This is a genomic window from Asaia sp. W19, assembly GCF_003994335.1.
Lineage (GTDB): Bacteria > Pseudomonadota > Alphaproteobacteria > Acetobacterales > Acetobacteraceae > Asaia.
Genome location: NZ_PNQZ01000061.1, coordinates 144,117 through 160,416 on the forward strand (window position 1 = coordinate 144,117; position 16,300 = coordinate 160,416).

Below are 16,300 nucleotides of genomic sequence, written 5' to 3' on the forward strand. Positions count from 1 at the left end.
TTTCTTGCTTTGGGGCCGGCCGCCCGAAACAGCCAGACGCCAGCCCGTGCTGATGCTGATCCGCTTATTTGAAAACGACGGTCAGGATCTCATAGCTTTTGTCGCCACCGGGCGTGGGTACGGTCACGCTGTCGCCCACGGATTTGCCAATGAGCGCCTTGGCAAGCGGCGAGGAAACGGAGAGACGGCCCAGCTTGATATCGGCCTCGTGGACGCCCACGATCTGATAGCTGCTTTCCTTGTCGGTTTCCTCATCGACCAGTTCGATATGGGCGCCGAACTTCACCGTATCGCCCGAGAGCTGCGAGGGATCGATGACCTCGGCGGTCGAGATCAGTTCCTCAAGTTCGAGAACGCGTCCTTCGATGAATGACTGGCGGTCGCGTGCGGCGTGGTATTCGGCATTTTCCGAAAGATCGCCATGGGCGCGTGCCTCGGCAATGGCGCGGATGACGGCAGGACGGTCTTCGCTTTTCAGCCGACGCAGTTCATCTTCTAGACGGGTCAAACCTTCACCGGTCATCGGAATCTTCTGCACAGCGCATTCCCCAAAACGAGTTCAGCCCTCGCGCAGGGCCCTGAGACAAGATGTCCCGGGGCCCTGCACGGGGCATGGATGGGCATGAGACAATCCCCGCCCGCAATTTGATCAGATAAATTAGGGCTTCCGGGGCGTGAATTCAAGGCAAGCCTCAGAATGAGACCCTGTTTTGTACAGAGTTGATCAATGGGGGAAGGGAAACAGGTCTCCGTCCTGAGACCCGTCAGAGGGCGGTCGCCCTTTGGAGATCCTCTACCGGAGGTGGCGACGCAGGAATGCACGGCACCCGTGGAATAAGGATGAGAGGGGCGACCCCCTTTCCGGAGCACGTGGCAGAGCCTCGCCAAACCCCCACCCGGTCAAAAAATCGGGCAGGGGAAAGGGACAAAGCTCCGCCGCCTCAGAAGGCGCGTTTGAAGTAGGATTGAAGCGGCGCCACATCCAGCCCGCCATCCTTGATGGCCGAGATGGCATAGATCGCCGCCCGCGCGCCCGCGAGGGTGGTGAAATGGGGTAGGCCCCCGAGCAGCGAGGAGCGACGGATATCGAAACTGTCGCGTACGGCCTGGGCGCCCTGAGCCGTGTTGATGACAAGCTGCACGTCACCCGAGCGGATGGCATCCACACAGTTCGGGCGGCCTTCCAGCACCTTGTTCACGCGCTTGACGGGAATGCCTGCCTCTTCAAGGCGGGCTGCCGTGCCGCGTGTGGCAAGAATGCTGAAGCCCATCTCGATCAGCTTGCGACCGAGCGCTTGGACCTGGGTCTTGTGACCATCGCGCACCGAAAGCAGCACGGCGCCCGACTGGGGCAGCACCACGCCGGCAGCAAGCTGTGACTTGGCAAAGGCGCGCTCGAAGCTGCTGTCGAGCCCGATGACTTCACCCGTCGAGCGCATTTCCGGCCCGAGGATCGTGTCGGTATCGGCAAAGCGATGGAACGGGAAGACGGCTTCCTTCACCGCCACATGGGGCGCAATGGCATCGCCATCGAGCTTGAAGCTCGAAAGCTTGGCGCCTGCCATCACGCAGGCGCCGATCTTGGCCACCGGCACGCCGGTCGCCTTGGCGACGAAAGGCACCGTGCGCGAGGCGCGCGGGTTCACCTCGAGCACGAAGACCTCGTGGTCCTTAATGGCGTATTGCACGTTCATCAGGCCGACGATGCCCAGCTCACGCGCCATGGCTTCGGTCTGGGCCTTCAGCTCGGTCACAATGGCGGGGGAGAGGGTATAGGGCGGCAGCGAGCAGGCAGAGTCACCGGAATGGATACCGGCTTCCTCGATATGCTCCATCACGCCCGCCACATATACGTCCTGTCCGTCGCAGATGCAGTCCACATCGGCTTCGATGGCGTCGTTCAGATAGCGGTCGAGTAGGATCGGGCCGGAAGAGACCTCGGCCCCGGCCAGAACGAGCGTATTGCGCAGATAGCGCTGGAGCCCTGCCGGATCATAGACGATCTCCATCGCACGGCCGCCCAGCACATAGGACGGACGAACCACGACCGGGTAGCCAACCTTTTCGGCCACGGCTTCGGCTTCACCCGGCGTACGGGCAATGCCGTTTTCGGGCTGACGCAGGCCAAGCTTGCGCAGCAGGGCCTGGAAGCGTTCGCGGTCTTCTGCACGGTCGATGGCGTCAGCCGGGGTGCCGAGCAGCGGAATACCAGCGGCTTCAAGCGCACGCGACAGTTTCAGCGGGGTCTGGCCACCATATTGCACGATGCAGCCCAGAATCTCGCCACCAGCCTGTTCGGTGCGGATGAGAGAGATCACATCTTCATCGGTCAGCGGTTCGAAATAGAGACGGTCCGACGTGTCGTAATCGGTCGAGACAGTCTCGGGGTTGCAGTTGACCATGATGGTCTCGAACCCGGCCTCGCGCAGCGCATAGGCAGCATGGACGCAGCAATAATCGAACTCGATACCCTGTCCGATACGGTTCGGGCCACCGCCAAGAATGATGATCTTCTTGCGGTCGGTTGGACGGCTTTCACATTCCGGCACACCGAACCCGCCCTCATAGGTCGAGTAGAGATAGGGTGTGTCGGAGGCGAACTCGCCTGCGCAGGTATCGATGCGCTTATAGGCCGGAGTCACGGCAAGCTTGAGACGGAATGCGGCGACGTCCTCGGCACTCTGGCCCGTCAGGCGGGCGAGCTGGCGGTCGGAGAAGCCCTGCGCCTTGATGCGGCGCAGATTGCGGGCATCTTTGGGCAGGCCATTGGCGGCAATCTCGTTCTCGGTGACGATGATATCGTGCAGCTGACGCAGGAACCAGGGCTCGAAGCGGCAGGAAGCGTTGATGTCTTCAAGCGACAGCCCGGCGCGCATGGCCTGTGCGGCCATGAGGATACGCTCGGGGCGCGGCTCGGAGAGCGCGGCGCGATAGGCATCGAGCGAGCCGTCGCCCGGGGCTTCGACGGGGTCGAGGCCTGTCAGCCCCGTTTCCATCGAGCGCAGACCCTTCTGCAGGGCTTCGGCGAAGGAGCGACCGACCGACATGGCCTCACCCACCGACTTCATCGAGGTCGAGAGCAGGGCAGGGGCACCGGGGAATTTCTCGAAGGTGAAGCGCGGAATCTTCACCACGACATAGTCGATGGTCGGCTCGAAGCTGGCGGGCGTCGTGCCTGTAATATCGTTGGCGAGCTCGTCCAGCGTGTAGCCCACGGCCAGCTTGGCCGCGATCTTGGCGATGGGGAAACCCGTCGCCTTGGAGGCCAGCGCCGAGGAGCGTGACACGCGCGGATTCATTTCGATGACGACAATACGCCCATCATCGGGATTGATGCCGAACTGCACGTTTGACCCACCCGTCTCGACACCGATCTTGCGCAGACAGGCAATCGAGATGTCGCGGAGCTTCTGATACTCCTTGTCGGTCAGGGTGAGGGCCGGGGCGACGGTGATGGAGTCACCCGTATGCACGCCCATCGGGTCGATATTCTCGATGGAGCAGACGATGATGCAGTTATCCGCCTTGTCACGGACGACCTCCATCTCGAATTCCTTCCAGCCCAGCACGGATTCCTCGATCAGAACCTCGGTGGTGGGGGAGGCATCGAGACCGCCAGCGACGATCTGGTCGAATTCCTCACGGTTATAGGCGATGCCGCCACCAGCGCCACCCATGGTGAAGGAGGGGCGGATGATGGCGGGCAGGCCGACCGAGTCCAGTGCCGCACGGGCTTCTTCCAGGGTATGGGCGATGGTGCTGCGCGGGGATTCCACGCCGATCTCGTCCATGGCCTCGCGGAATTTCTGACGGTCTTCCGCACGGTCGATGACTTCGGCATTGGCGCCGATCAGTTCGACATTATGCTTCTTGAGGAAGCCGGACTTGTCGAGCGCCATGGCGGCGTTCAGAGCCGTCTGGCCACCCATCGTCGGCAGAACCGCGTCGGGCTTTTCCTTGAGGATGATGCGCTCGACGAATTCCGGGGTAATCGGCTCGACATAGGTCGCATCGGCCAGACCCGGATCGGTCATGATGGTGGCCGGGTTGGAGTTGATGAGGATGACGCGATAGCCTTCCTCCTTCAGCGCCTTGCAGGCCTGGGTGCCGGAATAGTCGAACTCGCAGGCCTGGCCGATCACGATGGGGCCGGCGCCGATGATGAGGATCGACGAAATATCTGTACGTTTCGGCATGGATCAGGCTGCCTTCTTGTCCATGAGCGCGACGAAGCGCTCGAAGAGATAGAATGAATCGGACGGTCCCGGGCTGGCCTCGGGATGATACTGAACCGAGAAGGCATCGAGCTTGGTGCTGCGAATGCCCTCATTCGAGCCGTCGAACAGGCTGGTATGGGTGATGATCACGTCTTCTGGCAGGGATTTGTCATCTACCGCAAAGCCGTGATTCTGGCTGGTGATTTCCACGCGACCTGAAGCCAGATCCTTGACTGGCTGGTTCGCGCCGCGATGGCCGCGCTCCAGCTTGTAGGTCTTCGCCCCAAGAGCCTGAGCCAGAAGCTGATGGCCGAGGCAGATGCCGAAGACGGGGATGTCCGCATCCAGCACGCCCTTTATGGCGGGAACCGCGTAGATTCCGGTCGCGGCCGGGTCACCGGGACCATTGGAGAGGAACACGCCCTCGGGGTTGTGGCGCAGGATCTCTTCCGCCGTTGCGGTAGCAGGCACCACGGTCACGTCGCAGCCTGCCGTCACGAGGCAGCGCAGGATGTTGCGCTTGGCGCCATAATCGACAGCCACGACGCGTCGGCGTGTGCTGCGCTCCGCGGCAGGCTTCTGCCAGACGCCCAGCTCCCAGGAGTAGCTCTGGGTGCAGGTCACGTCCTTGGCCAGATCCATGCCTTCGAGGCCGGGCCATGAAACGGCTTGGGCGCGCAAGGCACCAAGGTCGAACTGGCCGTCCTTGGGGAAGGCGAGGACGGCGGTCTGGGGGCCGCCATCGCGCAGGCGGCGGGTGATCAGGCGCGTATCGATGCCCGAGATACCGGGCAGGTTCTGGCCGATCATCCACGTGGCGAGGGTCTGAGTCGAGCGCCAGTTGGCGGGCAGGGTCACGTCTTCCTTCACCACAACGCCGCGTGCGGCCACGCGCTGGGCCTCGTCATCCTCGGCATTCGTGCCGACATTGCCGATATGTGGAAAGGTGAAGGTCACGATCTGCCCGGCAAAGGACGGATCGGTGAGCGTCTCCTGATAGCCGCTCATGCCGGTATTGAAGCAGAGCTCGCCAATGGCGGCGCCATCGGTATGGGCGCCAAAGCCGACGCCCCACAAAACGGTGCCATCGGCCAGAACGAGGGCGGCATTCGCGCCTTCAGGGCAGGTATCGGTCACGGTCGGTCTATCCTCCTGAGGCGTCTGCGGATCGAGGTCCGAGAGGGAAATGCCGGGCAGGCGCAGCAGTGCCGCCCAGTGCTTGCCGGGGATGGCGCGCGATTGGCGCCATTTGCGTATGGCCTCGGTGCCGACGCCGGTCAGGCCTGCCAGCGCCTCGGCGCCGCCTGCCTTCTCGATGATCTCTTCGATGTCCATGGCTGTCCTCCCGTCCTTTTCTCTCGGACGCTCGTGGTCTTGGTGCTAGATAGGCGCTTGAGAGGGGAATGGGAAGTTTTTTCCCACTCCTTCAGGTGGCCCGAAATGTGGGAAAAATATTCCCGCGCGCTGAGGGCGAGAATGCGGACTGGCCGTTGCGCCAGAGCCGGGAAAGGAAAGACTATGTCCCTGAGAGAGACGATCTCGAACGACCTGAAGACTGCCATGAAGGCCAAGGAAATGGACCGCGTGGCGCAGATCCGTGGCATCACTGCGCGCATCAAGGACCTTGATGTTGCGGCGCGCGCCAATGGCAAGGAAGTTGGGGATGAGGATATCCTCCCGATGCTGCGCAGCATGATCAAGTCGCGCACCGAATCGGCCACCATGTATCGCGAGGGCGGTCGCCCCGAACTGGCCGAGAAGGAAGAGGCCGAGATCGAGACGATCAAGACCTACCTCCCGCCTGAGATGGACGAGGCGACGCTGAATGCCGAGATCGACGCCGCCATCGCCGAGGCCGGTGCCACCAGCATGAAGGAAATGGGCAAGGTCATGGGCGTGCTCAAGGCAAAGTTCGGCAGCGCGCTCGATATGGGCCGCGTGAATCCCGTCGTCAAAGCCCGCCTCTCCTGAGCGCAGGCTGAAGCATGGCGTTCGATCCCGGTTTTCTGGACGAGCTGCGCGCCCGCACCCCCATCGCGGCGGTGATCGGGCGTCGCACCAAGCTCAGCCGTTCGGGCCGCAACTGGAAGGCATGCTGCCCCTTCCATGGGGAAAAGACGCCGTCCTTCTATGTCTATGACGATCATTTCCATTGCTTCGGCTGTGGGGTGCATGGCGATGTGATCTCCTTCGTCATGCAGAGCGAGGGGCGCAGCTTTCCCGAGGCGGTCGAGCAACTGGCCAATGAGGCCGGGCTCGACATGCCGCGTCAGGATCCGAGGCAGGAGGCCCGCTCCCGCGAGGCACGCTCTTTGGGCGATGTGCTGGAGGCGGTGCAGAACGTCTATCGTCAGGCGCTTTACGCCCCGGCCGGACGTCAGGCTCTGGCCTATCTGCGTCGTCGCGGCCTGACCGATGCCACGATCGAGCGGTTTGGCCTGGGCTGGGCGGGGGAAGGGCGCGGCGCCCTGCTCGAAGCCCTGCGCGGGCAGGACATCACGGCGGATCAGCTCATGCAGGCCGGGTTGATGCGTGTGGATGAGCATGGCGCACCGAGGGGCGAGCTGTTCTTCTCACGCGTGATGTTTCCCATACGCGACCGCCGCGGCAAGCTGATCTCTTTCGGAGGGCGGACGCTGGGTGATGCCCAGCCCAAATATGTGAACGGCCCCGAGACGGCGCTCTTTTCCAAGCGCCGCGCCCTCTATAATCTGGATCAGGCGCGTAACGCCTTACGTGACCTTGGTCAGACCCTGATCGTGGCCGAAGGCTATATGGATGTCATCGCCCTTGCTCAGGCCGGGTTTGAGGCCGCTGTGGCACCGCTCGGCACCGCGATGGGAGTAGAGCAGCTGGAATTGCTCTGGCGCGAAGCGTCCCACCCCGTTCTCTGTCTCGATGGCGATGCGGCGGGCGCGCGCGCCGCGCTGCGTGTCGCCGAACTGGCATTGCCCCTGCTATCGCCTGAGCGCAGTCTCAAATTCTGTCGCCTCGATCCCAAGGACGACCCGGATAGCCTCATCCGGCGTGATGGGCCTCAGGCCATGCGTCAGGTGATTGATGGCGCGCGTTCGCTTGCGGATGAGTTGTTCCAGCTCATGCTGTCTGGGGTGCAGCATGACGTGCCCGAACAGCGCGCGGCGCTGAAGAAGCGGCTTGAGGCTTCTGCGGCACTGATTGCGGACAAGGATCTGGCGTCCGAGTATCGACGCGCGCTGATGGATCGTTTTTTTGCCTCCGCCCAGCGCGGTGGCGGGCGGGGTGGCACCGGACGGGGTATGCCGGCACGGCGCACGTCCGGTCAGGGTGGGGCGGGAGGCGGCGCGCGGCAGAACAGGGCGCGGACAATCGAGGTCGGCAGCGGGGCGCTGGAGCGGCTGCGTCTCTTGACCACATTGGTGCTCCGTCATCCCGCCATCCTGCCGCAGATCGAGGATCCCTATGGGCGCCTTGATCTGCCTCATCCTCTGGATGAGCTGCGCGACGCCGTTCTGGACTGGTTCGGAGCGCGGGCAGACACGCATCCCGAGGCCCTCACGTCAGCGGCCTGTCTCGTAGCGCTGGATGATGAGGGGCTTGGTGATGAGGCCCGGGGACTTCTTGAGCGCGGCGTACTCCCCCCGGCTCAGGCGGAAAAGAACGGTCTGTTCAGCCTGGAGCCCATACAGCAGTGGTGGCATTTCTTCGGGCTCGTCAATTTCCCTGCCTTTGTGCGCGAAGTGGAGCAGGACATGCAGGCCGCGCTGGCCAATCCGTCCCTTGAAGGATTGCCTGACGCGCTGCTTGTACGCCTGCGTACCCTCGATCGCCTGCGCCGCGGGGAAGAAGGCGATGAGGATGAGGGATGAACTCTCCCTGAAAGCCTCAAATGTTCAGGGAGCGCGCGCCGATAGATAGGGATAACGGGGAATAACGCGGAGCCCAGCCAAAGGCGCGACTCGAAAAGAGCGACCCCTACCCTTGACTTCGGGGCGCGTATCGCCCACCTGCACGATGCCGAAATTGCTGGCGCTCGCGCTGGTGGATCGCAATTGGAAGAGAGGTCAGCCCTGGGGCTGACGGGCGGGTCGGCGTTCTGTGCTTGCAGAGCGCTGGCCAAGCGCGTTTCTTTCATGGCTGGTTTTATGCGTGGCGTTCGATAGGGCGTGCGGGAGCAGGGAGTAGGGTATGGCGACGAAAGCGGCCACGGGAACGGAGCGGAACGCGCAGGACCAGGACGGCGATACCAATGTCCTCGACACGCAATCCGGTGCGGTCAAGCGGCTCATCGCCAAGGGACGTGAGCGCGGCCATATCACGTTCGACGAGCTGAATGCTGTCCTGCCGCAGGACCAGATGTCTTCTGAGCAGATCGAAGACATCATGGCGATCTTCTCCGAAATGGGAATCCAGGTCGTCGAGAATGAGGAAAACGAGGATTCTGACGAACCCGAGGAGAAATCCGAGGAAAAGGAAGAAGCTGAGGACGCCGAAGAATCCCCAACTGGCAATGTGAGCGAGAGCGCAGGCCGTACCGATGACCCGGTACGCATGTACCTGCGCGAAATGGGCTCGGTCGAGCTGCTGTCGCGCGAGGGCGAAATCGCCATTGCCAAGCGCATCGAAGCCGGTCGCGATGAAATGATCGGCGGGCTGTGCGAGAGCCCGCTGACCTTCCGCGCCATCATCTCCTGGCATGACAAGCTGAAGGAAGGCGAGATGTTGCTGCGCGACATCGTCGATCTGGAGGCCATGCAGGGCGGTCCTTCCGAGGAGGAAACCGCCGAGAACGAGAATGGGGAAGAGAACGAGGATAACCTCGACGAGGAGCCCGCAAACGAGGAAGGCGGCGACCCGGAGAGCTCCGGTCTGTCCCTTTCTGCGCTCGAGGAAAAGCTCAAGCCCGAAATCCTGGCCCATTTCGAGGCAATCGAGCCTCTTTACGATACGCTGCGCGCGCTGCAGGTGCGCCGTATCGAGACCCTGACCAGCGGATCCGAAACCAGCGGCTCTTCCGAGCAGGAGTACGAGAAACTCCGCATGGAACTCGTGAAGATGGTCGAGCAGGTCCATCTCCACAACAACCGCATCGAGGAGCTTGTGACCCAGCTCAAGGTGCAGTTCCAGCGCCTGAACAACCTCGAAGGTCGCATGCTGCGCATGGCGGAAAGCTGCCGCGTATCACGTGACGACTTCCTGCAGAAATATCGCGGCTACGAGCTCGACCCCAACTGGTTGGCCTCCGTCTCGGCACTTTCCGGCAAATCCTGGAAGAATTTCACGACGCGCTATGCCGAGCAGATCATCGATCTGCGTAATCAGGTGGCAGATCTGGCGCATAGCACTGGCTTGCCGGTAGGCGAGTTCCGTCGTGTCTATGCCGTGGTCTCGCGCGGCGAGCGTGATACCACCCGCGCCAAGAAGGAAATGATCGAGGCCAATCTCCGCCTCGTGATCTCGATCGCCAAGAAGTACACCAATCGCGGTCTGCAGTTCCTGGATCTGATTCAGGAGGGCAATATCGGCCTGATGAAGGCGGTGGACAAGTTCGAGTATCGTCGCGGCTACAAGTTCTCGACCTATGCGACATGGTGGATCCGTCAGGCCATCACGCGTTCGATTGCCGATCAGGCGCGCACCATTCGTATCCCGGTGCATATGATCGAGACGATCAACAAGCTCGTGCGCACGTCCCGTCAGATGCTGCATGAAATCGGGCGTGAGCCCGCGCCTGAGGAACTGGCCGAGAAGCTGGGTATGCCGCTTGAGAAAGTGCGCAAGGTTCTCAAGATCGCCAAAGAGCCGATCTCTCTCGAAACCCCGATCGGTGACGAGGAAGACAGCCATCTGGGTGACTTCATCGAGGACAAGACCGCTGTCATCCCGCTCGATGCCGCGATCCAGACCAATCTGCGCGAGGCGACCACGCGCGTTCTGGCCTCGCTCACCCCGCGTGAGGAACGTGTGCTGCGTATGCGCTTTGGTATTGGCATGAATACCGATCATACGCTGGAAGAAGTCGGGCAGCAGTTCAACGTGACCCGCGAGCGTATCCGCCAGATCGAGGCAAAGGCGTTGCGCAAGCTCAAACATCCGAGCCGCAGTCGCAAGCTGCGTTCCTTCCTCGACGACAACTGATCGGCGGGGATGGCTCATGGAGCCCAGGTTTGAGACAGTACCGGAGCGTCCCACGACCGAAGTCACGGTCGAGGTGACGTTTCTCGAGCGTCTCAGGCCACCGCCATCGGCGCATATAGGCTGGCCCGAGAGTTACCGCCTCGAGCGTTGGCATCCCAGTAATGAGGACTATCTGGCGCTGTATCGTCTGGTCGGTGCGCCGCATTGCTGGTGGATGCGGTACATGATGCCTTACGATACCCTGCATCGTATCATCTCCTCGCGACACACCCAGATCTGGCGTCTGCTCGGACCTGAGGGGGTTGTGGGGTTCTTCGAGCTCGATTTGCACAAGCCTGAGACGCCTTATCTGTCCTATCTTGGCCTGGTGCCGGGCGCGCAGGGCAAAGGGCTCGGGCGCAAACTACTTACAGCGGCCATCAGCCATGGCTGGCAGAGGCAGACACGCGTGATGCGGGTCAATACCTGTACCGCCGATCATCCCAACGCGCTGCCGACGTACAAGGCTGCCGGGTTTGTGCCGATCATGGTTGAGGAAGAGCACTGGGCCGTGCCTGATGATCTGGGTCTGACGCTTCCAGCGCATCTTCTCACCCCCAGGATCTAAAATCCTCCGGCTCCCGGTTGGGCCCTGCTCAGAACTCAAGTGCGTGCTCCTGCAGGCAAATGCAGGAAAACTCTTGCCCCTGCATGAGCGTATGTGCTTTATGCCGCCTTTCCCTGCCGGACGAAGGCATCGTCCCGGCTATACCCGAGCCTTGTGGAAGAGGCGCTGATCCGACCGGTCCCGGTCGGATGGTTGGGTTGAAGCAATCCGAAGGGAGCTCATATGCCGTTGTACGAAAGCGTGCTCATCGCACGTAACGATATCTCGCAGGCGCAGGTCGAAACCCTCGTCGAGCAGATCGAAACCCTCCTCACCCAGGATGGCGGTTCCATCGAGAAGCGCGAGTTCTGGGGGCTGCGTTCGCTCGCATACCGCATCAAGAAGAACCGCAAGGGCCATTACGTCCTTCTCGGCCTGAATGCCCGCCCGGACCAGATCCGTGAGCTGGAGCGTCAGCTGAGCCTGAACGAAGACGTTCTGCGCGTTCTCACGCTGCGCGTTGAGGAAATCACCCAGGACCCGTCTCCGATCCTGTCCCGCAAGGGCGATGATCGTGGCGATCGCGGCAATTTCCGTGGTGGCAACTCCAAGCCTGCTGGTCGTTTCGACAGCGGCCGTGGCGGCCGTCGTGGCGACGATCGTGAAGAATACCGCGCCCGCGAGGGTGCCGAGATGGATGCGGAGTAATCGCGATGTCTGACGAGAACACCAACGAGATCAACCCGGCCGCCCGTCGCATTGCCGTCGGCGCCCGTCGTCCGTTCTATCGCCGCCGCAAGTCCTGCCCGTTCTCCGGCCCCAACGCGCCGAAGATCGACTACAAGGACGTGCGTCTGCTGAGCCGCTTCCTTTCCGAGCGCGGCAAGATCGTTCCGAGCCGCATCACGGCGGTTTCGGCCAAGAAGCAGCGTGAGCTGGCGCAGGCGATCAAGCGCGCCCGTTTCCTTGCCCTGCTCCCCTACGTGATGAACTGAGGAGACAGGCATGTCACAGACTGAAGTCATCCTGCTGCAGCGCGTTGAGCATCTGGGCCAGATGGGCGATATCGTCCGCGTCAAGCCCGGCTATGCCCGTAACTTCCTGCTGCCCCAGGGCAAGGCGCTTCGCGCCAACGCCCAGAACCGCCAGCGTTTTGAGACCGAGCGCGCACAGCTCGAGGCTCAGAACCTCAAGCGTCGTGAAGAGGCCGAGCGTCTTGCCGAGCGTATGCATGGCCTGAGCGTCGTCATCATCCGTCAGGCTGGTGACAGCGGCAGCCTTTATGGCTCCGTCACGACGCGCGACATCGCGATTGCCGTGACCGCTGCTGGCCTGACCGTCAGCCGCAACCAGGTCGTTCTTGCCGAGCCGATCAAGCTGCTCGGTCTGGTCGAGGCCCGCGTGGCCCTGCACCCGGAAGTGTCGATCCCGGTTACCGTGAACGTTGCCCGTTCGGAAGAAGAAGCCGAGCGTCAGGCACGTGGCGAAGCCATCGTCGCTGAAGAGGACGAATATGTCCTCGAAACCGAAGTCGAAGGCGAAGACGCCGCGACCGAAGGTGAAGTCGAAGGCGCAGCCGTCTGAAAAGACGTATCGCTCTGCGATTGACTGCAAAACCCGGCTGCCTCAGGCAGTCGGGTTTTGTTTTATTCGGCCCTGTTGACGATCTCCGGTTTTCCTCGTTCAATTACTTGAACTGACGAAAAAAGAGCGGGATCGACCATGATATTTCTGCTGGACCGGGTTCTGGAGCGATTCATAAGCGCCGGCGCATTTGAGGTCATCCTGCCCAGCGGAGAAAAACGCCTCTATAAAGGCACGCGTCCCGGCCCGAGCGCCGCCATTCATGTCAAGACGGACAAGGCGCTCAGGGCCTTGCTGCTGAATTCAGGTCTCGCTTTTGGTGAGGGCTGGATGGACGGCACGATCGTCTCGGTCGACTGTACGCTCGAGGATGTGTTGAGCGTCCTCATGCTCAATATCCACGACAGTCATCATATGCTCAGTCGCTTTGAGGAAAAGGCCCGTTTTCTCACGCGGTTCTTCAGGCAGTTGAATGGGCAGCGGCGTTCGCGTCGCAATGTCGCGCATCACTATGATCTGAACGGAAAGCTGTACGATCTCTTTCTCGATGAGGACCGTCAGTATTCCTGCGCCTATTTCACGTCAGATGACATGACGCTGGAGGAAGCGCAGCTTGCGAAAAAGCGCCATATCGCCGCCAAGCTTCTGCTCGACCGGCCCGGCCTCGATGTGCTGGATATTGGCTGTGGCTGGGGGGGCATGGCGCTGACTCTTGCGCGCGACTACGGAGCCAAGGTGACAGGCATCACGCTCTCCCAGGAGCAGCTGCAGGTGGCGCGTGAACGTGCCCGTGCCGCGGGATTGGAGGGCCTGGTCACGTTCAAGCTGATGGATTACCGAAAGCTCGACAGGCGCTATGATCGTATCGTCTCGGTCGGCATGTTCGAGCATGTCGGGATCGGCCATTACGACACCTATTTCCGCACCGTACGCAAGGCGCTCAAGCCTGACGGCGTGGCTTTGATCCATTCGATAGGGCGCATGGATGAGCCGGGCTCGACCAATCCCTGGATCGATAAGTACATCTTCCCTGGCGGCTATTCTCCGGCCTTGAGCGAGGTTCTGCCCTCGGTCGAGCGTGCAGGCCTCTGGGTGACGGATTGCGAGATCCTGCGTCTGCATTACGCCAAGACGATCAAGCACTGGCGCGCACGCTTCGCCGCAAATCGCGATCAGATCAAGGCGCTTTACGATGAGCGCTTTTGCCGGATGTTCGAATTTTATCTTGTCGGCGCTGAACTCTCCTTTCGTCTGCAGGGGCACATGAATTTTCAGCTTCAGCTCACGCTCGATATCGACGCCGTACCGCTGACCCGGGACTATCTTTGCCAACCCTGAGGTGAAGAGCAGTGAACCGCGCGAGCCCGGGCGGCAAGCGCGTCAGCGACGATCCCAAACAGGCCTAGTCATGATTTGTTAAGAAGAATGGACTCTCGAAACCGCGACTCACGGTTTCGTTATGTCACATTTCATGTCACGTATTAGCGAATGAGAAACATTCGCAACCCATATCGTGGGGCGATCCTGCCTGGCCCCGGTATCATCCTCATCGCAGCGCTTGGAGCCTTAGCGCCGCCTGATGCCTCGGCGCGCGACGCACCTGTTGAGGAGGATAGCCGCGTTGCCCCAGACAGCGTGGGCCATACCTCGCTTCGCAAGGGGGGCAGGACAGGACGGGTCGCCGCTAGCCTCGCAGGCCAGCGGCGCATGCAGGAGAGCGCCGGGCGAGTCCGTCGGCGCCATGAAGTGCTGACCGTCATCGGTGAGCGCGGAAGCTATGCCGCGTCCGACAGCAGCATGGGCGATAAGCGTTCCACACCCTTTTTACAGCAGACGCAGACAACCAATGTCGTTACCCGTCAGACTCTGGCTGATTTCTCGCCCCAGACCATGGAAGACATGGCCAAATATGTGCCCGGCATGGCGATTGGCAATAATTTTGGCGGGACGCAGGATGCCCTTGTCAAACGTGGCTTCGGGGCGATCGATGACGGATCGATCCTGCGCGATGGCATACGCATGCCCATAGGGCGTAATTATCAAGGCGACACCGCCGAGCGGGTGGAGATACTCAAGGGGCCAGCGTCGCTTTTCTATGGGATGCAAGAGCCGGGCGGCGTGATCAATGTGGTGACAAAAGCGCCCGATTTTAGGCGCTGGGGCGGCGGGTTCGGCACACAGTGGAGTTCACTCGGTGGCGGAAATGGCCATGTCGACGTCACCGGACCGCTTGGGAAGAGGTTCGCTTTCCGCCTGATCGGAAGTTACAGGAACGAGAATTACTGGCGTAATTTCGGCTCCAACAGGCAGATACTCGTGGCCCCGACACTGAGCTGGCGTCAGGAGCGCTGGGATGGCGCGCTAGCCTATGAATTTGTCGATTACAACAATGTCCTCGATCGCGGTGCTGTCTTTATGGGGAATAATCCAATATCAGGCCCGCAAAAGCGTGTGGACGAACCCTGGACCGCTTCTTTCGGCACGCGTCACCTTGTCGCGAGCCATTTAGGCTATCGCCTTGGCGCCCATGACCGCCTGCGTCTGTCTGGTGGGTATAACCGCGACGATTATCACGACAGGCAGGCCGATCCATCGAGCTACTCCCCCCGCACAGGCGTGCTGTTGCGCCGGTATCGTGCCAATGGAGGGACCATCCGTGCGAATGGCAGTGTGGCGCTTGATTATCTGGCCGATCACATGTTATGGCGCATGCGTCACGAACTCACGGCTGGGATCGATTACGAGAACCGCAACCAGAACCAGGGCGCTTTCTACCAGTCAGCCAATCAGGGGGGATTCTTCCCGGCCAATCCGGTCTATGGTGGGCTGGCCCCCGTCGGCCGCGTGAATGCGGCGAACAGCAATCTGCAGCAGAATATCAATTCCGCCTCGGGGTATCTCAAGGACAATATTCACCTGACCAGCAGTCTGATTGCCAGTGGCGGTGTGCGCTATCAGTGGTTCGGGCTGCACTATGGCAGTGGTATTCCATTTGTTCGAACGACCGATGCCTCCTATACGAAACCACTCCCCTTCGCCGCATTGGTGTGGCAGCCGTTCCGGACCCTCTCGTTTTACAGTGATTACTCACAATCCTTCGGGGCTAATCAGCTTTCGGCGGGTAGTGTGCTTGAAGGTGGATACAAACCGACAACCGGACGCGAGTTCGAACTGGGTGGGCGGTATGAGGATCATGGTCTGACCGCCGATGTCGCGCTGTATCATATCCGCAAGAAGAATGTTCTGCAGACGGCAGGGCTCGATGCAGACGGCAACATAGTGCAGCGCTTGACCGGGTTGGCAGGATCGAAAGGGCTTGAGGCGAGCTTGAGCGGTGCACTGACTCGCCATTGGAGCGCCATTCTCTCCTATGCCTGGACGGATGCGCGCACGTTGCGCGACACGCCAGCCACCGAGGGGCATCAGTTGATCGGCGTGCCCAGGAACAGTGGCAGCGTCTTCCTGACCTGGAGTGGAAATCTCCCCTGGCGCAGCGTCGGGATGCGCGTTGGCGGGGGCGTTCATCTTGTAGGAACGCGGGCAGCAGCGCTGGACAACAGTTTCCAGGTCCCGGGTTACGGCACGATTGATGCCTTCGCATCCTGGACAGTTCCACGGCTCTTCGCCCGACAACTGAGCCTTCAGCTCAACGCGGTCAATCTGCTCAATCAGGGATATATCATCGCCCCTACCGGTTCTGCCTATCGTAATAGCTGGGGTCAGGGGCGCAGCTTTGCTGTGGCGACATCAGTGGCATTCTGAACGGGTCACCGCCGCTATGCGGAATAGTGGGATA

12 protein-coding genes are annotated in these 16,300 nt (G+C 61.3%); 9 read left to right on the forward strand and 3 right to left on the reverse strand.

The genetic code is table 11. The annotated features are described in order from the left end of the window. Positions 1-64: 64 nt before the first annotated feature. From greA to carA, 3 genes are all read right to left on the reverse strand, one after another. Positions 65-538: a transcription elongation factor GreA gene (gene greA, locus C0V97_RS11810; protein WP_127102787.1), complete on the reverse strand. Its 474-nt coding sequence runs from the start codon at positions 536-538 to the stop codon at positions 65-67. A gap of 403 nt (positions 539-941) precedes the next feature. Further along, complete coding sequence (gene carB / locus C0V97_RS11815; protein ID WP_127102788.1) at positions 942-4,196, reverse strand: carbamoyl-phosphate synthase large subunit; 3,255 nt, start codon at positions 4,194-4,196, stop codon at positions 942-944. Positions 4,197-4,199: 3 nt separating this feature from the next. Then, positions 4,200-5,552, reverse strand: a complete 1,353-nt coding sequence (carA, locus tag C0V97_RS11820) for a glutamine-hydrolyzing carbamoyl-phosphate synthase small subunit (protein WP_127102789.1) — start codon at positions 5,550-5,552, stop codon at positions 4,200-4,202. A 183-nt stretch (positions 5,553-5,735) separates the two neighbouring features. On the opposite strand from carA, the gene C0V97_RS11825 reads away from it, so the two are divergent. The 9 genes from C0V97_RS11825 (at position 5,736) to C0V97_RS11865 (ending at position 16,266) form a co-directional block, all read left to right on the forward strand. Next, positions 5,736-6,188, forward strand: coding sequence for a GatB/YqeY domain-containing protein (locus C0V97_RS11825; protein ID WP_127102790.1), 453 nt, complete (start codon positions 5,736-5,738; stop codon positions 6,186-6,188). Positions 6,189-6,202: 14 nt separating this feature from the next. Then, positions 6,203-8,065 (forward strand): DNA primase, encoded by a 1,863-nt coding sequence (gene dnaG / locus C0V97_RS11830; RefSeq protein WP_127102791.1) that lies wholly within the window; start codon positions 6,203-6,205, stop codon positions 8,063-8,065. 319 nt (positions 8,066-8,384) lie between these two features. Continuing rightward, positions 8,385-10,334, forward strand: coding sequence for an RNA polymerase sigma factor RpoD (rpoD, locus tag C0V97_RS11835; protein WP_127102792.1), 1,950 nt, complete (start codon positions 8,385-8,387; stop codon positions 10,332-10,334). A 16-nt stretch (positions 10,335-10,350) separates the two neighbouring features. Next, complete coding sequence (locus C0V97_RS11840) at positions 10,351-10,941, forward strand: N-acetyltransferase (protein WP_127102793.1); 591 nt, start codon at positions 10,351-10,353, stop codon at positions 10,939-10,941. 222 nt (positions 10,942-11,163) lie between these two features. Then, positions 11,164-11,628 carry a 30S ribosomal protein S6 gene (rpsF, locus tag C0V97_RS11845; protein ID WP_023977643.1) on the forward strand — a complete coding sequence of 155 codons (465 nt, stop codon included), beginning with the start codon at positions 11,164-11,166 and terminating at the stop codon, positions 11,626-11,628. A gap of 5 nt (positions 11,629-11,633) precedes the next feature. Continuing rightward, positions 11,634-11,915: a 30S ribosomal protein S18 gene (gene rpsR, locus C0V97_RS11850; protein ID WP_023977644.1), complete on the forward strand. Its 282-nt coding sequence runs from the start codon at positions 11,634-11,636 to the stop codon at positions 11,913-11,915. A gap of 10 nt (positions 11,916-11,925) precedes the next feature. Further along, positions 11,926-12,504: a 50S ribosomal protein L9 gene (gene rplI, locus C0V97_RS11855; protein ID WP_127102794.1), complete on the forward strand. Its 579-nt coding sequence runs from the start codon at positions 11,926-11,928 to the stop codon at positions 12,502-12,504. 138 nt (positions 12,505-12,642) lie between these two features. Beyond that, positions 12,643-13,842 carry a cyclopropane-fatty-acyl-phospholipid synthase family protein gene (locus tag C0V97_RS11860; RefSeq protein ID WP_127102795.1) on the forward strand — a complete coding sequence of 400 codons (1,200 nt, stop codon included), beginning with the start codon at positions 12,643-12,645 and terminating at the stop codon, positions 13,840-13,842. A 150-nt stretch (positions 13,843-13,992) separates the two neighbouring features. Next, a complete protein-coding gene (locus C0V97_RS11865; protein WP_233582125.1) occupies positions 13,993-16,266 on the forward strand; it encodes a TonB-dependent siderophore receptor in 2,274 nt (757 codons plus the stop codon). Positions 16,267-16,300 lie beyond the last annotated feature (34 nt).

Coding starts and splice junctions, on each gene's coding strand:
- carB (WP_127102788.1), bottom strand. CDS start 4,196: ATGCCGAAACGTACAGATATTTCGTCGATCCTCATCATCGGCGCCGGC.
- carA (WP_127102789.1), bottom strand. CDS start 5,552: ATGGACATCGAAGAGATCATCGAGAAGGCAGGCGGCGCCGAGGCGCTG.
- C0V97_RS11825 (WP_127102790.1), top strand. CDS start 5,736: ATGTCCCTGAGAGAGACGATCTCGAACGACCTGAAGACTGCCATGAAG.
- dnaG (WP_127102791.1), top strand. CDS start 6,203: ATGGCGTTCGATCCCGGTTTTCTGGACGAGCTGCGCGCCCGCACCCCC.
- rpoD (WP_127102792.1), top strand. CDS start 8,385: ATGGCGACGAAAGCGGCCACGGGAACGGAGCGGAACGCGCAGGACCAG.
- C0V97_RS11840 (WP_127102793.1), top strand. CDS start 10,351: ATGGAGCCCAGGTTTGAGACAGTACCGGAGCGTCCCACGACCGAAGTC.
- rpsF (WP_023977643.1), top strand. CDS start 11,164: ATGCCGTTGTACGAAAGCGTGCTCATCGCACGTAACGATATCTCGCAG.
- rpsR (WP_023977644.1), top strand. CDS start 11,634: ATGTCTGACGAGAACACCAACGAGATCAACCCGGCCGCCCGTCGCATT.
- rplI (WP_127102794.1), top strand. CDS start 11,926: ATGTCACAGACTGAAGTCATCCTGCTGCAGCGCGTTGAGCATCTGGGC.
- C0V97_RS11860 (WP_127102795.1), top strand. CDS start 12,643: ATGATATTTCTGCTGGACCGGGTTCTGGAGCGATTCATAAGCGCCGGC.
- C0V97_RS11865 (WP_233582125.1), top strand. CDS start 13,993: ATGAGAAACATTCGCAACCCATATCGTGGGGCGATCCTGCCTGGCCCC.